This window comes from Serinicoccus sp. CNJ-927 (assembly GCF_001942435.1).
Taxonomy (GTDB): Bacteria; Actinomycetota; Actinomycetes; order Actinomycetales; family Dermatophilaceae; genus Ornithinicoccus; species Ornithinicoccus marinus.
On sequence record NZ_MKKF01000048.1, the window covers coordinates 101,063 to 123,172 of the forward strand.

Here is a 22,110-nt window from a genome sequence, read left to right on the forward strand (position 1 = left end):
CTTCACCAGGGCGGACCGGCCACCGGTGCCCTGGGGTCGGACCCGCACCGGCTCCGGCGAGCGAACAGACGGCGCCCGGTCGTTGCTGTCGGCCCTCGGTCAGCACCAGAGCGGCCTCGCCGACGGGGCAGCGCTGGACCAGATCGACGTGCAGGACGGGGAGAAGATCGTCGTTCACGTCTTCGGCGGCACCACCGACGACGTCGTCAACCGGCTCGGGGGGATGTCGGGGTCGCAGACCGCGTCCCTCGTCCGCAAGCTGCTCCCGATCCTGGCGCCCATCGTGGTCTCCTGGCTGGCCAAGCAGGTCACCGGCGGATCCACGGCGACCCCGGGGCAGTCGGCGCCCGGGCAGCCGGACGGCCCGCTCGGGCAGGGACGCGCCACCACCGAGGACCCGACGGAGCAGCGGTCCACCGACCTGACCTCCGTGCTGCAGGACGTCCTCGGCTCCGCCCTGGGCAGCGCGACCGGCACCGGCTCCACGGGGTCCTCCGGCGGCATCCTCGGCGACGTGCCGGGCGGCATCCTGGGTCGCCGCTGAGGGCGCGGGCACCCGTCGCGACGCTTTGTATGCTGACCGGCGACAGTTCCCCAGCCCCGAGCCCGAGGAGCGCCGGCCACGATGACGTCCACCCTGGTCCTCGGCAGCGACGGTAGCGGCGTCGCCCGCCATGCCACCTCCCTCCTGCGCGGTCACGACGCGGTGACCTGCCTGGTCACTGCCAACCCGCCGGTCCCCGCCGGGATCGCCGACTTCCGTGAGCGGCTGGGCCAGGTGCCCGGCGAGCGGCCGGAGGGCTGGACCGAGGTGCCGGTGACCAGCCTGGCCATGGCCCTGCTCGCCTCCCGGCGGCCGGTCCTGCTGAGCAGCGTCCCTGATTGGCTCTGGTCGGTCGTCGAGGCCGAGGGCCTGTGGGCCGACCCTCGTGCCGCCGCCCGGCACATCGACCCCATGCTGGAGGAGGCTGCGGTCGCCCTGCGCGCCGTGCCCTTCGACGTGGTGCTGGTGAGCAACGAGCCCGCTGCGCCGACCGCGCCGGACGACCGGGACACGCTGCTTCTGGCCGAGCTGCTCGGGGTCGCGAACACCCGCCTGTCGGCGGCCTGCGCCCAGGTGCACGTCGTCACCGCCGGCCGGGTGCTCGACCTGTCGGGCGCGCGGCCGGTCCCGGCCGGCTGAGGCGAAGCCGCACCGGCTCTCCAGCAGCCACCAACGACCGCACCTGAGGCTCCAGCTCGTGCTCCAGGGTCGACGGCTGCGCGTCACTGCGCTCGCTCGCCCTGGTCATCACGCGTCCTCCGACGCCTGCCGAGGATCGTCCGACAGATAGTGTCGCGCCCATGACGACCACACCGGGGCAGGACGCATGACTTCGACACGCGACACCGTGCTGCTGGATGTCGACGGCACCCTGGCCGACTCCACCTACCACCACGCCCTGGCCTGGGCCCGGGCGTTCGCCCGCTTCGGCCTCACCCCTGCGCTCTGGCGGGCGCACCGAGCGATCGGCATGGGTGGGGACAAGCTGGTCGCTGTGGTGACCGATGACGAGGTGGAAGCCCGTATCGGTGACGACCTGCGGAACGCCTGGGAACAGGAGTACTCCCGCATCCTCGGCGAGGTCGTGCTGCTGGAGGGGGCCAGTGAGCTGGTGCTGTCGCTGCACGAGCGCGGGCTGAGGGTGGCCCTGGCTTCTTCGGGCAAGAAGCGGTTCACCGATCACATCATCGAGCTGCTGGACCTGCCCGAGGGGGTGCTCAGCACCGTCACCACCGCTGAGGACGCCGAACAGTCCAAGCCGGCGCCGGACATCCTCGGGGTCGCCCTGCGACGGGCAGGAGGTGAGCGCGCTGTCCTCGTCGGTGACACACCGTATGACGTGGCCTCCGCAGCACGGATGGGTGCGCCCTGCGTCGTGGTGCGCTCCGGTGGCTTCGGGGTGCAGGAGTTGCGAGACGCCGGGGCCGTCCTGATCGTCGATGGCCCCCGGGACCTGATCACTGCCGACTGGGGCGAGCTGTGTCGGGCCGAGCCACCGCTGGGCTCGGACGACCCGCAGGAGCCGTTGCCGCACTGATCTGGGGTTGCGGACGACGCCACCACCGTCGACAACGAGCTGGCACGCCGGCCCCAGGGCCATGAGGCAACCGGTGGTCGGTGCCAGCACCGGGCGGTGAGAACTCAGCCCGCGGCGCCACCCTCGACGAAGGGCGGCTTGCTGACCTCCACCGGGACCTCCCGACCGCGGACCTCGACGACGAGCTCGGTGCCCTGCTCGGTGCCCCGGTCCAGGAGCGCGAGCGCGATGCCCTGCTTGCGGGTCGGGCTGAAGGTGCCGGAGGTCACCTCGCCCACCTCCTGACCGGAGGAGTCGAGCACCCGGCACCCGGCTCGCGGGATGCCCCGGCCGGTGACGACCAGCCCGCCTCCCAGCCGGCACTCCTTGGCCTCCCGCTGCGCGGTGAGGACCTCCCGGCCCCAGAAGGCCTTCTTGCCCCACCCGACGGCCCAGCCGGTGCGGCCCATGACCGGGGTGATCTGGTCGGAGAGCTCGTGGCCGTGCAGGGCATACCCCATCTCGGTGCGCAGCGTGTCGCGCGCGCCCAGCCCGCAGGGCAGGCCGCCCAGCGGCTCCATCGCGGCGGTGAGGGCGTCCCAGAGCGCGGGCGCGTCGGCGCTGGCGCAGACCAGCTCGTAGCCGCGCTCCCCGGTGTAGCCGGTGCGGCACACGGTGACTGGCACGCCCTGCCACTGCGCCTCCACGAAGCTCATGTAGTCGTGGCCGGTCGGCAGCCCGAGCTCGTCCATGACCTCGTCGACGCGCGGTCCCTGAAGCGCGAGGATGGCGTAGTCGTGGTGCTGGTTCTCCACGCTCACGTCCTCGGGGCGCTGCTCCGCCTCCTGGAGCAGCTCGACCACCCGGGCGGTGTTGGCGGCGTTGGGGATGAGGAAGACCTCGTCCTCGGAGCGCAGGTAGGCGATCATGTCGTCGACGACGCCCCCGTCGGAGGAGCAGCACATCGTGTACTGCGCCTTGCCGGGCTCGATGCGGTCCAGGTCGTTGGTCAGGCAGCGGTTGAGGAAGTCCTTGGCGCCCGGCCCCTTGACCAGGCGTTGCCGAGGTGGGAGACGTCGAAGAGGCCCACCCGCTCCCGGACGGCGGTGTGCTCGGCGACGACGCCCCCGCCGGGGTACTCGATCGGCATGGACCAGCCGCCGAAGTCGGCCATCTTGGCCCCGAGCGCGAGGTGCCGGTCGTGCAGCGGGGACGTCGTCGTCGTGGAGTCGCTCATGGGGCTCACCCTAGTGGGTGGTGCGGTGCCCTAGTCTCGGAGTCGACAGCCCGACCTGACCGTCGGGGTCACCGAGCGAGCGATGCGGGACGGGAGAGGCCTCGTGACCGCGTCAGACAAGGACGACATCCATGAGCGACCGCCTGCCCGTGAGCTTCACGACCGTCGACCTCGCCACCGCCGAGGTCGACGCCCTCGTCCTGGGGGCCACCAAGCGCGACGGTGCGCTCGCCCTGCTCGAGGGGCACGGGCTGGACGAGAGCACGGCGCAGGCGCTCTCCGCGGCCCTGTCGACGCTGGGCGCGGAGGGCACGACCGACGAGCTCACCCGGCTGGCCGGGGTCGACGACGTCGCAGCGGGGCTGATCCTGGTCGTCGGGGTGGGCGGGAGCGGCCCCGCGCCGCGGACCGAGCAGCTCAAGCGGGCCGCCGGCGTCGCCGCACGGTCCCTCGCGTCTCGCGGCTCGGCCCTCTTTGCCCTGGGGCAGCAGGACCGCGACCAGGCCGTCGCGGTCGCCGAGGGCGCCGCGCTGGGGGCCTACAGCTACGTCGAGCAGCACGGCGCGGGCAAGGCCGGATCGACCAAGGACCCGCTGGGCTCGGTCCTCGTGCGAGGCCTGGACGGCGAGGACGCCACGACCGCGCAGGCCGAGGTGTCGGCGGTCGTCGCTGCCGTGTCCTACGCCCGTGACCTGGTCAACACCCCGCCGAACCTGCTCTACCCCGAGACCTTCGCCGCGGACGTCGTGGAGCGGGCGCAGGCCGCCGGCGTGGAGGTCGAGGTGTGGGACCCGGAGCGGCTCGCCGCGGAGGGCTGCGGCGGCATCATCGGGGTGGGCCAGGGCTCGGCGCGCGGTCCGCGCCTGGTGACCCTGCGCTACACCCCCGAGGGAGCCACCCGGCACCTGGCCCTCGTGGGCAAGGGCATCACCTTCGACTCCGGCGGCCTGTGCCTCAAGCCGGGCGCCTCGATGGTGACGATGAAGATGGACATGGGCGGCGCCGCGGCGTGCGCCGCCGCCACCCTCGCCGTGGCCGAGCTGGGCCTCCCGGTCCAGGTGACGGCATACCTCTGCCTGGCGGAGAACATGACCGGCGACCTGGCCCAGCGCCCGGGCGACGTCGTGACGATGCGCGGCGGACGCACGGTCGAGATCATCAACACCGACGCCGAGGGGCGCCTGGTCATGGCCGACGGCCTGGCGCTGGCCACCGAGCAGCAGCCGGACGCCATCGTCGACGTGGCCACGCTGACCGGTGCCTGCATCGTCGCGCTGGGCGAGCGGACCATCGGGGTCATGGGCAACGACGACGAGCTGCGCGACTCGATCGTGCGGATGGGCACCGAGGCCGGGGACACCGCCTGGGCGCTGCCGATGCCGGAGGAGATCCGTCCCACCCTCGACACCCCGGTGGCGGACCTGAAGCACACCGGGGAGCGCTCCGCCGGGGCCATGGTCGCCGCGACCTTCCTCCAGGAGTTCGTCGGCACCCGAGGCGCGGTCGAGGGCGAGGACGCCACCCAGATCCCCTGGGCGCACCTCGACATCGCCGGTCCCGCGTTCAACGAGAAGTCGGCCTGGGGCTACTACCCCAAGGGCGCCACCGGTGCCGGGGTCCGCTCGCTGGTGGCACTCGCCCGGTCCTACGCCGGCTGACCGGGCCGCAGCACGCACGAGGGGCACCACCCGTCGCGGGTGGTGCCCCTCGCGTCCGTCTGCCGGGCGACGTCAGCCGCTCTTGCGGCGGAACATCTGCTGGGCACCCGAGGTCTTGGCGTCGCGCTCCTGCGCGACCTTGCCGTGCTCGGAGTGGTCCGAGACATCCGTCCCGCCATGGGCCTGCTTCTTGGCCAGTGCCTCGCGGAACTTGGCCTTGACGTCGTCCGTGACCGGATCGTCGCTCATCGGGCCACCTCCTCACTCTCGCCGGACATGACGCGCCCACCCTGGCACGCCGATCGGAGCGTCCGCCACCGAATTCCGGGCAGGTGGCAGGATGGTCCACGGACCGGCCGTCCTGGGTGGCACCACGCCTGACCCAACGGCAGCATCACCCGTAGACTGCAGACACCGGACGAGGAGAGAGTCAACAGACATGTCGGAACGTGTATCGATGCCCGCCCTCGGTGAGTCCGTCACCGAGGGGACCGTGACCCGCTGGCTCAAGAGCGTCGGCGACTCCGTCGAGGTCGACGAGCCGCTGCTCGAGGTCTCCACCGATAAGGTCGACACCGAGATCCCCTCGCCCGTCGCGGGCACGCTGCAGGAGATCCTCGCCGAGGAGGACGAGACCGTCGAGGTCGGCGCCGACCTGTGCGTCGTCGGGGACGGCGACGGGGGCGACAGCAGCGACTCCGGCGGCTCGGACGCGCAGGCCGACGAGGAGGACTCCCAGCAGGAGGACTCCGGCGACGCTGATAAGTCCGACGAGCAGGAGCAGGAGTCCGGGGACTCCGGTGAGAGCCAGGACGCGAGCGACTCGAAGGAGAAGAGCAGCGAGGACACCGGGTCCGGGGACTCAGATGGCTCCTCCGGGGGCGGCGGTGGCTCGGAGGGCGAGACCGTGACCATGCCGGCGCTGGGCGAGTCGGTGACCGAGGGCACCGTCACCCGCTGGCTCAAGTCCGAGGGCGACTCCGTCGAGGTCGACGAGCCGCTGCTGGAGGTCTCCACCGACAAGGTCGACACCGAGATCCCCTCCCCCGTCGCGGGCGTCCTGACCTCGATCCTCGCCGGGGAGGACGAGACCGTGGAGGTCGGCGGCGAGCTCGCCGTCATCGGTGGCGAGTCCTCGGGCGGCTCGGACAGCGGCTCGGACGAGCAGGCGAGCTCCTCCGCCGACGAGCAGGAGCAGGCCGCGGACGACGAGCAGCCCCGGCAGGAGACCTCCGGGGACGCGTCGTCCGACGACTCCGACTCCTCCGACGGCGACCTCGCCGAGGAGCAGGACAAGCAGGAGCAGGCCGCGCAGGAGGCCTCCGAGGCCTCGGGCTCGACCTCGTCCTCCCAGGCCGACGACAGCGGTGAGGCGGTCGGTGTCGGCACCACCTCCACCGAGGCCGGTTCCACCTCGCACAAGGACGCCGACGGCGACGGCACCCGGGACGTGGAGCAGCGTCAGCAGTCCACGGCCTCGACGCCGCAGGGCCAGGACGTCAGTGCCTACGTCACGCCGCTGGTGCGCAAGCTCGCCGCCCAGCACGACGTCGACCTGGGCTCGCTCACCGGAACCGGTGTAGGAGGCCGCATCCGCAAGCAGGACGTGCTCGACGCCGCCCAGGCCAAGAAGGAGCAGCCTGCCGAGGCACCGGCGGCACAGGAGGAGAAGGCCGCCACGCCGGAGACCTCCGCCCCGTCCGGGGGCGGGTCCCCGAGCCCGGAGAGCGAGGCCAAGCGGGGCACGACCGAGAAGATGTCGCGCCTGCGCAAGGTCATCGCGGCCCGCATGGTGGAGTCGCTGCAGACGAGCGCCCAGCTGACCACGGTCATCGAGGTCGACGTCACGAAGATCTCCCGGCTGCGCAAGCGCGCCAAGGACGAGTTCCTCAAGCGGGAGGGCACCAAGCTCTCGTTCATGCCGTTCTTCGCGATGGCCGCCATCGAGGCGCTCAAGGAGCACCCGATCGTCAACGCCAGCGTCGAGGGCGACTCCATCGTCTACCACGCGGCGGAGCACCTCGGCGTCGCGGTCGACACCCCGCGCGGCCTGCTCGTGCCGGTCATCAAGGACGCCGGTGACCTCAACATCGCGGGCCTGGCACGCAAGATCGCCGACCTGGCCGAGCGCACCCGCGACAACAAGGTCACGCCGGACGAGCTGTCCGGCGGCACCTTCACCCTGACCAACACCGGGTCGCGCGGCGCGCTCTTCGACACCCCGATCATCAACCAGCCCAACGTCGGCATCCTCGGCACCGGCGCGGTGGTCAAGCGTCCGGTGGTCATCGTCGACGAGGACGGCATGGAGACGATCGCGATCCGCGACATGGTCTACCTCGCGATGAGCTACGACCACCGGGTCGTGGACGGCGCGGACGCCGCGCGCTTCCTGGTGACGATGAAGGAGCGCCTGGAGGACGGCAAGTTCGAGGTCTGAGGAGCCGGCGATGACCGATCAGCCCGCATCCAGCAGCACGCGCGTCGTCGCGATCACCGGAGCCAGCGGGCTCATCGGGTCGGCGCTCAGCGAGGCGGTGCGCGAGCGCGGCGACGAGGTCGTGCACCTCGTGCGCCGTGACGCGCGCCCTGCCGAGCAGCTGCCCTCAGGCGTCCGGGAGCAGACCTGGGACCCCGGGGCGGCGCTCGACCCCGGGGCGGCGCTCGACCCCGGCGTGCTCGCCGGGGTGCACGGGGTCGTGCACCTGGCGGGTGCCGGCATCGGGGACAAGCGGTGGACGGACGAGCGCAAGAAGGTGCTGGTCTCCTCGCGGCTGGACGGCACCAGCACGATCGCCGACGCGCTCGCCGCGCTCGCGGATCGTGAGGGCGGCGCCTCGGGCGCGCCCCGGCTCGTGTCCGGCTCGGCCGTGGGCTACTACGGGGACCGCGGCGAGGAGGTGCTCACCGAGTCCAGCGGACCTGGTGAGGGCTTCCTGTCGCAGCTCTGCCAGGACTGGGAGGGTGCCACCGGGCCCGCCGAGCAGGCCGGGGTGCCGGTGGCCCACGTCCGGACCGGCATCGTCCTGGCGCCCGGCGGCGGCGCGCTGGGGCGGTTGCTCCCGCTCGTGCGCCTCGGTCTCGGTGGGCCGCTCGCCGGCGGCGACGCCTGGTGGCCGTGGATCACCCTGCACGACCACGTGCGGGAGCTGCTCTTCCTGCTCGACCACCCGGAGATCACCGGCCCGGTCAACCTCGTCGGGCCCGCCCCGGCGACCCAGCTCCAGGTCACCCGGGCGCTGGCCGCCGAGCTGCACCGTCCGGCCGTCGTGCCCGCGCCGGGATTCGCGCTGCGGATCGTCCTGGGCGAGATGTCCTCGGAGATCCTCTCCTCCACCCGGGCCCTGCCCGAGGTGCTGACCGGAGCGGGCTTCACCTTCGACCACGCCGATCTCCAGGCCGCAGCAGCCTGGGTGGTGCAGCAGGACCAGGCCGCCTGACCTCAGCGCGCCGGCGGCCCCCACTCCTGCAGCAGCCAGCGTCCCCCGTGGCGGCTCAGCACGACCCGGACCTCGTCCTCCCGCGCACCGGCGGTGTGCACGACCTCCCCGTCGCGCCGCACCGTCAGCTGGGCACGGCGGACCGTGAGGTCGACCTCCACGCGCCCGTCCTGGACCGATGCGGTGCGGGCCCGGGAGACGGTGAAGTCGACCTGCGGATACGACACTCCGGCCCGGTCGGCCTCGGACAACTGGGAGAGTTCTGCCCTCGCCGCCGGGGAGCCCGGGGCGACGACCTCCTCGAGCCGTCCGGGGTCGACCTCCTCCCACGCTGCGGCACGCCCGTCGAGGAGCCCCTGGACGACCTCCGAGGCCCGGGCCTCGTCCCAGATCCCGTCCCGTCGGTCCGGTCCCGCCGACGGGGTGGCCGTGGCGGGTTTCCCTCCCGCGGGTGGCACGGCCCGCACCGGCGGGGCCGGGGCAGTGACCGCCGGCACGTCCGCCGCAGCAGGACCGACGGACGGGGGCCCATCCCCGTGCGACACCGACGCCGTCGGGCGGAGGACGACCACGACGCCCAGCACCCCCACCAGCAGCACCAGGACAGCAGCGAGGACGAGGCCCGGGCGGCGCCGCCGCGCACCGGCGGGGGCGCCGCTCTCCCGGTGCGCCCCACGACGGCGCGACGCCGCCACCCTGGGCGATGTCGGGTCCGGCACCCGCGCGGGCCCGGGCCGGGGCCGCCCGACGCCCCGTCCCATGAGTCTCCTCCACCTCCCGCCCCGCGGCGGCTGCGCCTGCGCGGCGTCGGTCAGCGCCACCTGCCGCAGCCGCTCGGTGACCCCGACGGCGGCGTCCACGTCCGGCGCCACCTCCACCGGCTCCGGGTCGGCCACCGCGAGCAGCAGCGCCGGCAGCTCCTCGGCCCCGGGACGGTCCTCCGGCTGCGGAGCCATGCACCGCCGCACCAGGTCCACCAGGTCAGGGGCCAGCAGTGGCGCGACCTCGGCCAGCGGCGGACGGTCGAAACCCGGGCCGGGCACGTCGCCGACCAGCGCGAGCCAGGCCAGCGCACCCACCTGGTAGACGTCGGACTCAGAGGTTGCAGCGAAACCCTCGACGACCTCGGGCGCCACCATGCCGTCGGGCCCGCGGGTCCCCCAGCCGCGCAGGCCGTCCTCCCCGGTCACACGGGCAGTGCCGAGGTCGCCGAGCAGGGGCATACCGTCGCTGCGGAAGACCACGTTGCCCGGCGACACGTCACCGTGCACGACGCCGAGCCGGTGCAGCTCGGCCAGCGCCGAGGAGACCGGGTGCAGGACGGTCACCAGCTCCCCCGGCGACAGCAGCCTCCGGCTCTGCAAGACCTGGGCCAGCGAGCCCCCGGCCGCGAGCTGGGTGACCAGGGCCACGGTGGGGTCCTCCGGGGACCCGAGCGGCAGCACGTCGTAGAGCCGCAGGACGTGCTCGTGCCGCAGCCCCGCCATGAGGCCCGCCTCGGCGAGCACGGCTGGCACGTCGGCCGCCCCACCCTTCGGGCGCACCAACTTGAGCGCGACCGGCAGACCGTCCGCGCGCCGACGGCCCCGCCACACCTCGGCACTCGCCCCTCGACCGAGCCGGCCGAGCACGTCGTATCCGGGGACGGTCGGCAGGTTCATGAGCCCAGCCTGCCGTGAGCGGCGCGAGCGCCGCAGGAGTTGTCCACAGCCCCAGGCTGCGGACGCGCACGGACTACAGTGGGCCTATGCGCGTCGAGCACCTCGGTCTGGCCCCCGACCTCGTGGACTACGAGCAGGCGTGGGAGCACCAACGCGAGGTGCACGCCGAGGTCGTCGCGGGCAGCCTCCCGGACACCGTGCTCCTGCTGGAGCACGCGGCGGTCTACACCGCCGGGAAACGCACCGAGGCCCATGAGCGGCCGCTCGACGGCACGCCGGTCGTCGACGTCGACCGCGGGGGCAAGATCACCTGGCACGGCCCGGGGCAGCTCGTGGGCTACCCGATCGTGCGGCTCCCCTCCCCCGTCGACGTGGTCGCGCACGTGCGCCGGCTGGAGGACGTGATGATCGGGGTATGCCGTGAGCTGGGCGTCGAGACCACCCGGGTCGAGGGGAGGTCAGGGGTCTGGCTCCCGGCCGACGGCACGCGCCCGGAGCGCAAGATCGGCGCCATCGGGATCCGGGTCAGCCAGGACGTCACCATGCACGGCTTCGCGCTCAACTGCGACTGCGACCTGGGCTGGGCCGACGCCATCATCCCCTGCGGGATCGCCGACGCCGGGGTGACCTCGTTGACCGCGGAGCTCGGTCGTCACGTCCCCGTCGCCGAGGTGCTGCCGCTGGTCGAGGACCACATCGCCCGCGTGCTCGACCCCGTGACCCCGGGGCAGCCGACCGTGCCGACCCGCTGACCACGGCCCCGGCGTACTCTCGCCACGACCGCATACCCGTGATCCGGACGGGATTCCGGACACGCTGCAACACACGCCTCCCTCCGGACACAAGCAGGGTTGACTGAGCCTGCAGGGGTTCGGCCGTGAGGCTGCCCACCGACGCCAGGAGGACAGCCGTTGAGCGTGCCGCACGTCGCCCTCACCGACGAGGGCCCCGCGGTGACCACCCGTGGGCTGCGCAAGACCTACCGGACCGTGCGGGGACGCCGGGTGGCGGTGCACGGGCTGGACATGGACGTGCCCGCGGGCGGGGTGCACGGCTTCCTCGGGCCGAACGGCTCGGGCAAGACCACGACCATCCGGATGCTGCTGGGGCTGGTGCGGCCCGACCGCGGCGACGTGCAGATCTTCGACACACCGGTGCCGCGGCAGCTGCCACAGGTGGTGGACCGGGTGGGGGCCATCGTCGAGTCGCCGAAGTTCTTCCCCACGTTCACCGGGGCGCGCAACCTGGCGCTGCTCGCCCAGGCCATCGGCACCCCGCAGAGCCGGGTCGGTGAGGTCCTCGAGGAGGTCGGGCTGGGCTCCCGAGGGCGCGACACCTTCACATCCTACTCGCTGGGCATGAAGCAGCGGCTGGCCATCGCGGCCACCCTGCTCAAGTCGCCGGACCTGCTCATCTTCGACGAGCCCACCAACGGGCTGGACCCGGCGGGCATCCACGAGATCCGCCGGACCATGCGCCGCCTCGCCGACGAGGGCCGCACCGTGCTCGTGAGCAGCCACATCCTGTCCGAGGTCGAGCAGATCGCCGACACGGTCACCATCATCGGGCGTGGCCGGGTGCTGGCGCAGGGCTCGGTGGCCGGACTGATCGGCGGGGGCGGGGAGAGTGTCGAGGTCGGGGTGAGCCACCCCGGCGCCGCCGCCCGCCTCCTGCGTGACGCCGGCTTCACCGTGGACTGGCGGGCGCTCCCGCAAGGCGAGGACGCCGCCGAGGCGCTGGCCCGGGCCGACGGCTCGCAGGAGTCCGGTCTGCTCACCGTCACCGGCGCCCAGCCGGCCGAGATCACCCGGCTGCTGGCCGGCCAGGGGCTGTGGGTCGAGCGGCTCGTGCCGAGCCGTCGCGGGTTGGAGCAGATCTTCCTCGAGCTGACCGGGGACGATGCGCTCGCCAGCACCATGGACGAGCGGGGAGGAGCGGCGTGATGCGGCTCACCGTCGTCGAGGTGCGGCGCCTGCTGTGGCGTCGTATCCCCGCGCTGGCGGTCCTGGCCGCGGTGATCATCTCCGTGATCGCCCTCATCGGCGTGCACGGCCAGGCGCGGCAGATCGCGCAGGCCCGGGCGGGCGCCGACGTGGCGCTGGAGCAGGCCATCGCGGACTGGGAGGAGAACGGTGAGCAATACCTGCAGGAGTGCCTGCAGGGGCAGGAGGACGAGCGTCGTGCCGCCGGGGACGCGAGCGTGGACTGGGGCTGCGACCAGATGGAGGCGCCTTCGGCGGAGCAGTGGTACGGCGAGCTCCCGCCCGTCGGGGAGCAGTACACCGAGCTGCTCGCCGTCGCCGTCTACCCGCTGCTGCTGCTCGCTCTGGCCGTCGGGTCGACCGGCGTGGCCGCCGAGTTCGGTCACGGCACCATGGGGTCCTTCCTCACCTTCGTCCCCCGCCGGGCCCCGGTCTTCGGCGCCAAGGTCCTCGCCGGTGCCCTGCTGTCGGTGCCGGTCGTCGCGGTCTGCCTGGTCGCACTGGTCCTGGGCGTCCCGGCGGTCTACCGCCTCACCGGCAACGACCCGAGCATCCTGGCCGACGGCATCCTGCCCTCGTTCTGGATGTCGGTGCGCATCCTGGGGCTCGGCCTCGCAGCCGGGGCCCTCGGCGCGGCCGCCGCCTTCGTCCTGCGGCACAGCGCCCTGGTCATCGGGCTCCTGGTGGGCTACCTCATGGTGGTCGAGGGGTTGCTGAGCAGCCTGCTGCCCGGCATCAGCCGCTTCTCCGTCGGGCGCAACGTCGAGGCGGTCGTGCGCGACGGGGTCGAGTGGATCACCTACACCAACTGCCGGGAGGTCGAGGGATGCCGCGAGGTGACGCAGCAGCTCAGCCTGGGGCAGGGCGTCCTCACCCTCTCGGTCGTCCTCGTGGTCGTCCTGGGGCTGGGTCTGCTGCGCTTCCTGCGCTCCGACATCGACTGACGACCTGAACCGGCCTCCCCGGGGCGGCGTCCGCGACGGGTGGGACCGGGCATACCCTGGAGTGGTGCAGCGTTGGACCGAGACCAGGCCACACGCATCGACAACGAGGGAGCACCTGTGACCGTCGCACCGGAGGGCCGTCGCCTGCTGCGCGTGGAGGCGCGCAACGCGGAGACCCCGATCGAGCGCAAGCCGGAGTGGATCCGCACCACCGCCAAGATGGGGCCGGAGTACCAGGAGCTGCACTCCATGGTGAAGAAGGGTGGGCTGCACACGGTCTGCCAGGAGGCGGGCTGTCCCAACATCTTCGAGTGCTGGGAGGACCGCGAGGCCACCTTCCTCATCGGGGGCGACATCTGCACTCGGCGGTGCGACTTCTGCGACATCTCGACCGGCCGCCCGCTGCCGCTCGACCTGGACGAGCCGCGCAAGGTCGCCGAGTCGATCCGGACGATGGAGCTGCGCTACGCCACCATCACCGGCGTCGCCCGGGACGACCAGAAGGACGGCGCGGCCTGGTTGTATGCCGAGGTCATCCGGAAGGTGCACGAGCTCAACCCGACCACCGGCGTGGAGATCCTCCCCCCGGACTTCGGTGCCGTGCCCGAGCTGGTGCAGCAGGTCTTCGACGCCCGGCCGGAGGTCTTCGCGCACAACCTGGAGACGGTCCCGCGCATCTTTAGGAAGATCCGCCCGGCCTTCACCTACGACAAGTCGCTGCGGGTGTTGTCGATGGCGCGCGACAACGAGCTGGTGACCAAGTCCAACCTCATCCTCGGCATGGGCGAGACCGAGGAGGAGATCGACCAGGCGATGCAGGACCTGCACGACGCGGGCTGCGACATCCTCACGATCACGCAGTATCTCCGCCCCTCCAAGCTGCACCACCCCATCGACCGCTGGGTCAAGCCGCAGGAGTTCGTGCACTGGTCCGAGCGCGCCGAGGAGATCGGCTTCAAAGGCGTCATGGCCGGGCCGCTGGTGCGCAGCTCCTACCGCGCCGGCAAGCTCTACGCGCAGGCCATGCGCCGCTGGGGCAGGGAGGTGCCCGAGCACCTGTCGCACCTGCGGCAGCAGGCCGAGGCCGACGTCCCGGCCCGGCAGGAGGCGGCCTCGCTCGTCGTCGCGGCGGAGCAGAAGCTGGCCACCGCCCGCGTATCCTGATCCCCATGTCGAGCGCCACCACCGAGCCCGAGCCGAAGAAGCGCCGCTTCGGCCGCAACCGCAAGCCGAAGGACCCGAACAAGCCCGGTCGCATCGCGCAGGTGCGCCAGGTCTTCTCGATGACCCGCAAAGCCGACCCGTCGGCCGTGTGGTGGATGGTGCTCGCCGCGCTCGCGGTGCTCGTCGTGGCCCTGCTCGTCGGGCTGTGGCTCGACCAGGTGGTCTACCTCATGATCATCGGTGTGCCGCTGGCGCTGCTCGCGGCTGTCGTCATCCTCGGCCGTCGCGCTGAGCGCGCCGCCTTCACCCAGATCGAGGGTCAGCCCGGCGCGTCCGCGGCGGTGCTGCAGCAGCTGCGCCGCGGGTGGTACTACGACCAGGAGCCGGTGGCCGCCGAGGCGGGCGGCCAGGTGCGCGGTATGCGCGACCTCAACAACGCGGCGATGGTCTTCCGCGCGGTCGGCCGCCCCGGCGTCGTCCTCATCTCCGAGGGGCCGCGGGGCTCCGCGCAGCGGCTGGTCAAGGCCGAGGAGCGCAAGGTGGCCCGGGTGGTCGGGGGCGAGGTGCCAGTGCACACCATCACGGTGGGCAACGGCGAGGGGCAGACCCCGCTGCGCTCGGTGGTCAAGACCATCAAGCGCTTCGACAAGGCGCTCACCAACGACGAGGCGCTCGTCGTGCAGCAGCGCATGAAGGCGCTGGGCAACCGCAACAAGCCGGCGATCCCGGCGGGCATGGACCCGACGCGGCCGCCGCGTGCGAGCCGCCGCGCGCTTCGCGGGCGCTGACGCACGAGCGCACGGTCCCACCGGCACGTAGTGCCGCCCGCACCGGGCGCGAGCAGGAAGCGGCCAGAAGGGAGCGGGCGCTGACGCACGAGCGCACGGTCCCACCGGCACGTCGTGCCGCCCGCACCGGGCGCGAGCAGGAAGCGGCCAGAAAGGAACGGGCGCTGACGCACGAGCGCACGGTCCCACCGGCCGGGCGCGAGCAGGAAGCGGCCAAAAAGGAACGGGCGCTGACGCACGAGCGCAGGCACAGGCATACCGGGGTGTAACACGGGCGTAACACCCGAGTGACCCCGCGGAAACCGCCTGCACGTAGGTTGTTCCTACCGGACCCGAACCCCGAGCCATCGCCTGGTCCGCGACAGGAGGAACTGGAATGTTCAGCAATGCCGATGAGGTGCTCGCCTACATCAAGGACGAGGACGTCAAGTTCATCGACGTCAGGTTCTGCGACCTGCCCGGTGTGATGCAGCACTTCAACGTCCCGGCGGGGAGCTTCGACCAGGACGCGTTCGACACCGGCCAGATGTTCGACGGGTCCTCGATCCGCGGCTTCAAGTCGATCCACGAGTCGGACATGAAGCTCATCCCGGACCCGCAGACGGCATACGTGGACCCGTTCCGCGCCGAGAAGACGCTCATCATGAACTTCTCGATCGTCGACCCGTTCACCGACGAGCCCTACGAGCGCGACCCGCGGCAGATCGCGCGCAAGGCGGAGGAGCACCTGGCCTCGACCGGCATCGCGGACACCGCCTTCTTCGGCGCCGAGGCGGAGTTCTACGTCTTCGACGACGTGCGCTTCGCGACCGGGCCGAGCGGAGGTTACTACCACATCGACTCGATCGAGGCGGCGTGGAACACCGGTCGCTCGGAGGACGGCGGCAACCGCGGTTACAAGCCCCGCTTCAAGGGGGGCTACTTCCCGGTGCCGCCGGTGGACCACTTCGCCGACATCCGCGACCGGATGGTGCTGGACCTGGCGACCGTGGGGCTCGACGTCGAGCGCGCGCACCACGAGGTCGGCACTGCCGGGCAGCAGGAGATCAACTACAAGTTCAACACCCTGCTCCACTCCGGCGACGACATGATGAAGTTCAAGTACGTCATCAAGAACAGCGCCTGGGCCGCCGGCAAGACCGCGACCTTCATGCCCAAGCCGCTCTTCGGTGACAACGGCTCGGGGATGCACACCCACCAGAGCCTGTGGAAGGACGGCGAGCCGCTGTTCTACGACGAGAACGGCTACGGCGGCCTGTCCGACATCGCCCGGTGGTACATCGGTGGTCTGCTGCAGCACGGCCCGGCACTGCTGGCCTTCACCAACCCGTCGCTGAACTCCTACCACCGCCTGGTGCCCGGCTTCGAGGCGCCGATCAACCTGGTCTACTCGGCCCGGAACCGTTCGGCCTGCGTCCGCATCCCGATCACCGGGTCCTCGGCCAAGGCCAAGCGCGTGGAGTACCGCGTGCCGGACCCGTCGGCGAACCCCTACCTGGCCTTCTCCGCCCAGCTGATGGCCGGCCTGGACGGGATCAAGAACCGCATCGAGCCGCCGGAGCCGGTCGACAAGGACCTCTACGAGCTGCCGCCGGAGGACCTGGCCGACATCGCGCAGCTGCCGACGTCGCTGCCGGAGGTGCTCGACGCGCTCGAGGACGACCACGCCTTCCTCACCGAGGGCGAGGTCTTCACCGAGGACCTGCTCGGCGCCTGGGTCGACTACAAGCGGGCCAACGAGATCACGCCGATGCGCCTGCGTCCGCACCCGCACGAGTTCGAGCTCTACTTCGACATCTGATTCGAGGGTTTTCACCCCCTGTCAGCAGTGGTCGAGAACGGCCCCTGACCTGGGAAAACGTCTTTCGGCGTCTTCCAGGGTCAGGGGCCGTTTCGTTGTTCTGCGGCCCCAGAGGCAGACCGCATGGCGCGGTCCGTGCCGCACCTAGGAGGTATGGCGCACGCAAGGCCGCAGCGAAGTCCCGGCTCGCTGCGGACCGCGGCTCGCCTCGACCGCTGTAGAAGGCGAAGTCCGACGAACTGGCGGCCGAGCGCCGCGCGACCGTCGTGTTACCGAAGGCTGGCCAGACTGGTGCTGCTGCCCTGCGTACGCCCGGCCGGCTTCGGTTGCCTCCTCACCAGGACACGTCCGCCACGTTGGCCGGCGCGTACCCGTTCCTCGCTGAGGGCGGACTCGGCAGTGACGGAGTGTTCGTCGGGCAGGACCTCTACTCCGGCAGCTCCTTCGTCTACCACCCGTGGGTGCTCTACGCACGCGGACTGATCACCGCTCCCAACCTCGTGCTCGCGGGGATCGTCCGGGCCGGCAAGTCGGCTTTGGCGAAGAGTCTCTATACCCGCTCGATCCCCTTCGGCCGCCGTGTCTACGTTCCTGGCGACCCCAAGGGCGAACACACCGCCGTCGCCGAAGCAGTGGGCGGCAGAGCCATCGCGCTCGGGCACGGGATGCCGACCCGACTCAACCCACTCGACGAGGGACACCGACCTGCCGGGCTCGATGACATCCAGTGGGCAGCGCAGGTCACCTCCCGCCGCCGCGACCTCCTCGGCGCCCTGGCCGAGACGGTCCTCGACCGCCGGCTCACGCCGCTCGAGCACACGGCCATCGACGTCGCGCTCGCCGACCCCGACGGCGGTCAACGGTGGGTCGTGTACGACGAGGCTTGGCGGCTGATGTCCCATCCGGCGCTACTGCGGCGCATGGACGCGCACTGGCGACTGGCGCGACACTACGGGATCGCGAACATGCTGATCTTCCACAAGCTCTCCGACCTCGACAACGTCGGCGACCAAGGTCCGGCCATGCGGGCCCTCGCCTCGTCGTTGTTGGCGAACGCCGAGACTCGGGTGGTCTACCGGCAAGAGTCCGATCAACTCGGCAGTACAGCTGTGCCACGGGCCGGATGAACGCGGCAGGTGAGGAGTTTCGACGAACCAACTCGCCTGAGCGCGGAAGTCCTCCGGCGAAGGGTCCAGTCCCGGTGACGACGTCCGGACGGGTCGTGCGGAACGACGAGTGGTTAGCGCGGCTCCCGAACTGAATGTGTCCCGCAATGGGTTGGTGGTCCGGTCGCGCAGAAACGGGATGGCTCTTAGTACGTCGCGGCAAGGGGGGCTTCGACGGCGGGGGGTTGCGGCGTCGCGGCAAGCGGGACGAGTTCGAGTGCGGCGAGCATCCTGGCTGTCTCGACGAAGTCGCTGACTGTTTGAGCGCCGAGGTCGTTGCGCCAAGCGATGGCGAGCGGGGAGTGGGGGAGCCCGGTGACCGGGATGAACGCCAGGCCGGGGCGGTCGTAGTAACGCTGGGTCGATGCCTGACTGAAGGCGATTCCGCGGCCGGAGAGAATGGCCTCGAAGCACTCCTCGACGCCGCCGACCTCGGCTCCGAGCACCGGGGCGCTGCCATCACGGCTGGACGTGGCGAGCCAGAAGTCGCGCCAGTACTCCGGCGCTTTTCGGGCAACGAAGGCCTCGTCGAGCACCTCCTCGACCGACACCTGGTCCCTGGCTGCTAGCGGCGAGCTGCTGGAGGTCACCAGCACCCGCGGTTCGACGAAGAGGGTCTCGATGCTCAGCCAGTCCTGCATCAGCAGCGGCGGGCGGACGAAGGCGATATCGACGCTGCCGTTCGCCAGGCCGACGTAGGGGTCGGCGAAGTCGTGCGACCGCATCTCGACCTGGACACGCGGGTACCGGGTCTGGAAGGCCTTGAGGATCTGGGGGGTGAGCTCGGCGGCCGCGTTACCCTGGAAGCCGACCACGAGCGTGCCCCGAACGCCCCGCAATGCGCCACGCGTGGCGTCGACGAGCCGGTCGGCCCCAACCAGGAGCTTGTGGGCCTCCTCAAGCAAAACCGTGCCCACCTCGGTGAGTTCGACGTGTCGGCTGGTCCGGTCGAACGGCTTGGCCCCGAGCGAGTGCTCGAGCTTGCGGATCTGCACGCTCAGAGCCGGCTGCGAGATATGCAGACGGACCGCCGCGCGACCGAAGTGCAGCTCCTCGGCGACCGCGACGAAGTACCGCAGCACGCGTAGCTCCGGCACCTCGGACATGTCTGGACCCTAGCCACGGGGGACCGCCAGCACCAATAGATGTCGCTTATCGATCGATGAGGAGGCGGTATTGGACCCCGGCGACGTGACGGCGGTCTCATGGGAAAGGCGCTGCCGACCCCAGTCCGGGATCGGCAGCCACACCCTTTGGTCCCTCAGAAAGGAACCGCTCATGAGCGCGCAGACCAGCGCACCGACGGCCGAAGCCTGGGCCGAGGCGTTCGCCGAAGCCAGCAACAACGACACCGAGATCCAGGCCCACGGCAAGTATTTCACCTGCTCCTACCTCCTGGACGCCACGGACCGCACCTACGTGATCCAAGTCGAGTCCGGCCGGGTGACCCACGTGACTGCGAACCCCGGGCCCTTGGACGTGGCCTACCAGTTCGCCATCCGCGCCAGCGCCGACACCTGGCGCGAGTTCGGACAGCCGGTGCCGGCACCGATGTTCCACGGCATCTGGGCCGCCAGCTTCCAGCGCGACATGAAGCTCGAGGGCGACATCCTCGTGCTCATGCAGAACCTGCGCTGCATCACCCGCCAGGTCGAGCTCCTGCGCGTCGTCGGCTCCCCCGTCTGAGAAAGGAACACACCCATGAGCAACCCCAAGATCTCACCTGTCACCGGCCACTACGTGACTATCGACGTCGACGGCCTGGAGTACAAGGTCTTCTACCTCGAGAACGGCACCGGCCAGCCGCTGGTCTGCCAGCACACCGCCGGCTGTCACAACCACCAGTGGCGCGGCCTGCTCGAGGACGAGGAGATCACTGCGAACTACCGCGTCATCGCCTACGACCTGCCCCGCCACGGCAAGTCCGACCCGCCCGAGAACACCGAATGGTGGAAGGAGGAGTACCAGCTCTCCGCCGACCACTTCGCGAACTTCATCATCGCGCTGTGCGACGCCCTCGAGCTCGAGGACCCGATCTTCATGGGCTCCTCCTTCGGCGGCAACATCGCCCTGCAGCTCGCACTGCGCAGGCCGGACCGATTCGCCGGCGTCCTGTCCGTCGAAGGAGCCGACTACTCGCCGGGCTTCTACCTCGACTGGTGGCAGCACCCGCACGCGAACGCCGCCCAGGTGTGCGCCAGCGGCACCTGGGACCTGATGGCACCGCAGTCGCCCGAGGGCGACCGGTGGAAGACCTGGTTTTACTACTCCCAGGGCTCGGAGTCCTTCAAGGGCGACCTGCACTTCTACTCAGTCGACCACGACCTGCGCGGCAAGCTCGGCGACATCGACGGCGAGCAGTGCCCGGTCATCATGATGACTGGCGAGTACGACTACCTCACCACCCCCGAGGACAGCGAGCGCACCGCCAACGCCATCACCAACGGCTCTTTCATCAACATGCCCGAGATCGGGCACTTCCCGATGAGCGAGAACCACCCGGTGTTCCGCACCTACCTCATCCAGGCCCTCGAGGACCTGCAGAAGAAGAAGGCCATCGTCACCAGCTGACGCAGCCTTCCGGTGGGGTGGGACGGCGAGCAGCCGTCCCACCCCACCGGCGCGCCGACACCCCCGCCGACCCATGAGAGGCAACGACGATGAAGCCACCCACGCAGCCCGTGCCCATCTGGGTAGCCGGCCACCAGGTCACCGGCGAGCACACCACCCCGATCACCCCACCCGACGGTGGTGACCCAGTCGCCGAGGTCGCGGTGGCGGACCCTTCCCACGTCGAGGAAGCCGTCCAGACCGCCCACGACGTCGGACGCGAACTCGCTTCGCTCCCAGCCCACCGCCGAGCCGACGCGCTCGACCACGTCTCGCGCCGACTGACCCAAAGCCGGGAGGAGTTGGCACGACTCATCATGGCCGAAGGCGGCAAACCCATCCGCTGGTCGCGGATCGAAGTCGACCGCGCCGCGGCGACATTCCGCCTGGCATCGGAGGAGGCACGCAGGTGGTCCGGAGAGCTGCAACGGCTCGACACCGACACCGCCGGCGAGGGCCGCATCGCCCTCAACCGCCGCGTCTCGCGCGGCCCCGTCCTGGGCATCACCCCGTTCAACTTCCCCCTCAACCTCGTCGCCCACAAGGTGGCACCAGCCCTCGCCGTCGGGGCGCCGATCGTCCTCAAGCCCGCACCCGCAACCCCGCTGTCGGCCCTCTTCCTCGGCGACCTGCTCGCCGAGACCGACCTGCCGGACGGGTCTTGGTCGGTCCTCACCGTCCCCAACGACCGCATGGACGCGCTCGTGGCCGACCCGCGACTGCCAGTCGTCTCGTTTACCGGCTCGGGCCCGGTCGGCTGGCACATCCGCGACTCCGTGCCCCGCAAGCACGTCACGCTTGAGCTCGGCGGGAACGCCTCCGCCGTCGTCTGCGCGGACTGGAACAGCGACGCCGACCTCCAGCAGGCCGCCACCCGCATCGCCGCGTTCGGCATGGGACAGGCTGGCCAATCGTGCATCTCGGTTCAGCGCGTCATCGCCGACACCAGCATCTACCCACGTCTGCTCGACCTCCTCACCCACGAGGTCGGCAACCAGGTCCTCGGGGACCCCGACCACGAGGGCACGACACTCGGCCCGATGATCAACACCCGCGCCGCGGCGCGGGCAGAGTCCTGGGTGGCCGAGGCCGTCGAGGCTGGTGCGCGCGTCCTCGTCGGCGGCAGGCGGGACGGCGCCCGCCTGCCACCCACCCTGATCGCCGACGCCCCGCTGGACGCCCGCGTCAACCGCGACGAGGTCTTTGCCCCGGTGGTCTCCATGCGCGAGGTCGACGGCACCGAGGCTGCATTCGCCGCCGTCAACGACTCCGACTTCGGACTCCAGGTCGGTGTCTTCACCCACGACATCACCACCGCCTTCAAAGCCCACCGCGACCTCGACGTCGGCGGCATCATCATCGGCGACGTTCCCAGCTACCGCGCTGACCAGATGCCCTACGGCGGAACCAAGGGTTCAGGCATCGGCCGAGAGGGCGTCCGCTTCGCCATGGACGACCTCACCTATGACCGTAGCCTCGTCTTCACAGGCGCGGCCCTATAGGCCTACAGCGACGCGCGTCTAGACATCCCCAACCCCTGGAGCCTGTCCCGCAAGCCGATCCGGCACCGGGTCGCTCCGCGAGCCCATCCCGCCCATG

The 22,110-nt window shown here is 71.3% G+C and carries 18 protein-coding genes and 2 pseudogenes; 16 read left to right on the forward strand and 4 right to left on the reverse strand.

Annotated features, from left to right (window positions below; all coding sequences use genetic code 11):
* Window positions 1–25 precede the first annotated feature (25 nt).
* From BJF86_RS12725 to BJF86_RS12735, 3 genes are all read left to right on the forward strand, one after another.
* The gene (locus tag BJF86_RS12725) at window positions 26–544 is read left to right on the forward strand and encodes a DUF937 domain-containing protein (RefSeq protein ID WP_075819447.1); all 519 of its coding nucleotides are present in this window, start codon (window positions 26–28) and stop codon (window positions 542–544) included.
* 81 nt (window positions 545–625) lie between these two features.
* Complete coding sequence (locus tag BJF86_RS12730; protein ID WP_075819449.1) at window positions 626–1,183, forward strand: bifunctional adenosylcobinamide kinase/adenosylcobinamide-phosphate guanylyltransferase; 558 nt, start codon at window positions 626–628, stop codon at window positions 1,181–1,183.
* 187 nt (window positions 1,184–1,370) lie between these two features.
* Window positions 1,371–2,081 (forward strand): HAD family hydrolase, encoded by a 711-nt coding sequence (locus BJF86_RS12735; RefSeq protein ID WP_075819451.1) that lies wholly within the window; start codon window positions 1,371–1,373, stop codon window positions 2,079–2,081.
* A 104-nt stretch (window positions 2,082–2,185) separates the two neighbouring features.
* Here the strand turns inward: BJF86_RS12735 and gcvT are convergent.
* Window positions 2,186–3,297, reverse strand: a pseudogene (gcvT, locus tag BJF86_RS12740) (glycine cleavage system aminomethyltransferase GcvT).
* Window positions 3,298–3,428: 131 nt separating this feature from the next.
* Here gcvT and BJF86_RS12745 point away from each other — a divergent pair.
* A complete protein-coding gene (locus BJF86_RS12745) occupies window positions 3,429–4,955 on the forward strand; it encodes a leucyl aminopeptidase (RefSeq protein ID WP_075819453.1) in 1,527 nt (508 codons plus the stop codon).
* A 72-nt stretch (window positions 4,956–5,027) separates the two neighbouring features.
* Here BJF86_RS12745 and BJF86_RS17985 read toward each other — a convergent pair whose 3' ends face one another.
* A complete protein-coding gene (locus BJF86_RS17985) occupies window positions 5,028–5,204 on the reverse strand; it encodes a DUF5302 domain-containing protein (protein WP_022924794.1) in 177 nt (58 codons plus the stop codon).
* Between the two features lie 190 nt (window positions 5,205–5,394).
* On the opposite strand from BJF86_RS17985, the gene sucB reads away from it, so the two are divergent.
* Together sucB and BJF86_RS12755 are read left to right on the forward strand one after the other, a co-directional pair.
* Window positions 5,395–7,395: a 2-oxoglutarate dehydrogenase, E2 component, dihydrolipoamide succinyltransferase gene (gene sucB / locus BJF86_RS12750; protein ID WP_075819455.1), complete on the forward strand. Its 2,001-nt coding sequence runs from the start codon at window positions 5,395–5,397 to the stop codon at window positions 7,393–7,395.
* 10 nt (window positions 7,396–7,405) lie between these two features.
* A complete protein-coding gene (locus BJF86_RS12755) occupies window positions 7,406–8,395 on the forward strand; it encodes a TIGR01777 family oxidoreductase (RefSeq protein ID WP_075819456.1) in 990 nt (329 codons plus the stop codon).
* Window positions 8,396–8,397: 2 nt separating this feature from the next.
* Here the strand turns inward: BJF86_RS12755 and BJF86_RS12760 are convergent, their stop codons facing one another.
* Window positions 8,398–10,056, reverse strand: a complete 1,659-nt coding sequence (locus BJF86_RS12760) for a serine/threonine-protein kinase (protein WP_075819458.1) — start codon at window positions 10,054–10,056, stop codon at window positions 8,398–8,400.
* A gap of 86 nt (window positions 10,057–10,142) precedes the next feature.
* On the opposite strand from BJF86_RS12760, the gene lipB reads away from it, so the two are divergent.
* The 7 genes and pseudogenes from lipB to BJF86_RS12795 form a co-directional block, all read left to right on the forward strand.
* The gene (lipB, locus tag BJF86_RS12765; RefSeq protein ID WP_075819460.1) at window positions 10,143–10,808 is read left to right on the forward strand and encodes a lipoyl(octanoyl) transferase LipB; all 666 of its coding nucleotides are present in this window, start codon (window positions 10,143–10,145) and stop codon (window positions 10,806–10,808) included.
* A 159-nt stretch (window positions 10,809–10,967) separates the two neighbouring features.
* Window positions 10,968–11,999 (forward strand): ABC transporter ATP-binding protein, encoded by a 1,032-nt coding sequence (locus BJF86_RS12770; protein ID WP_075819462.1) that lies wholly within the window; start codon window positions 10,968–10,970, stop codon window positions 11,997–11,999.
* Window positions 11,999–12,982: an ABC transporter permease subunit gene (locus BJF86_RS12775; RefSeq protein WP_075819464.1), complete on the forward strand. Its 984-nt coding sequence runs from the start codon at window positions 11,999–12,001 to the stop codon at window positions 12,980–12,982. Before BJF86_RS12770 ends, BJF86_RS12775 begins: the two co-directional genes overlap by 1 nt.
* 117 nt (window positions 12,983–13,099) lie before the next feature.
* Window positions 13,100–14,146: a lipoyl synthase gene (gene lipA, locus BJF86_RS12780; protein WP_075819465.1), complete on the forward strand. Its 1,047-nt coding sequence runs from the start codon at window positions 13,100–13,102 to the stop codon at window positions 14,144–14,146.
* 5 nt (window positions 14,147–14,151) lie between these two features.
* Complete coding sequence (locus BJF86_RS12785) at window positions 14,152–14,934, forward strand: DUF4191 domain-containing protein (RefSeq protein WP_075819467.1); 783 nt, start codon at window positions 14,152–14,154, stop codon at window positions 14,932–14,934.
* A 376-nt stretch (window positions 14,935–15,310) separates the two neighbouring features.
* Complete coding sequence (gene glnA / locus BJF86_RS12790; protein WP_022924803.1) at window positions 15,311–16,735, forward strand: type I glutamate--ammonia ligase; 1,425 nt, start codon at window positions 15,311–15,313, stop codon at window positions 16,733–16,735.
* A 95-nt stretch (window positions 16,736–16,830) separates the two neighbouring features.
* Window positions 16,831–17,844, forward strand: a pseudogene (locus BJF86_RS12795) (hypothetical protein); the annotation flags it as partial.
* 203 nt (window positions 17,845–18,047) lie between these two features.
* Here BJF86_RS12795 and BJF86_RS12800 read toward each other — a convergent pair.
* Window positions 18,048–19,007, reverse strand: a complete 960-nt coding sequence (locus BJF86_RS12800; RefSeq protein WP_075819470.1) for a LysR family transcriptional regulator — start codon at window positions 19,005–19,007, stop codon at window positions 18,048–18,050.
* A 172-nt stretch (window positions 19,008–19,179) separates the two neighbouring features.
* Here BJF86_RS12800 and BJF86_RS12805 point away from each other — a divergent pair, with 172 nt between their 5' ends.
* From BJF86_RS12805 to BJF86_RS12815, 3 genes are all read left to right on the forward strand, one after another.
* Window positions 19,180–19,587, forward strand: a complete 408-nt coding sequence (locus BJF86_RS12805; RefSeq protein ID WP_075819472.1) for a hypothetical protein — start codon at window positions 19,180–19,182, stop codon at window positions 19,585–19,587.
* A 15-nt stretch (window positions 19,588–19,602) separates the two neighbouring features.
* A complete protein-coding gene (locus tag BJF86_RS12810) occupies window positions 19,603–20,472 on the forward strand; it encodes an alpha/beta fold hydrolase (RefSeq protein WP_075819474.1) in 870 nt (289 codons plus the stop codon).
* Between the two features lie 89 nt (window positions 20,473–20,561).
* On the forward strand, window positions 20,562–22,013 hold the full coding sequence (locus BJF86_RS12815; RefSeq protein WP_075819476.1) for an aldehyde dehydrogenase family protein: 1,452 nt from the start codon (window positions 20,562–20,564) through the stop codon (window positions 22,011–22,013).
* The last annotated feature ends 97 nt before the right edge of the window (window positions 22,014–22,110 follow it).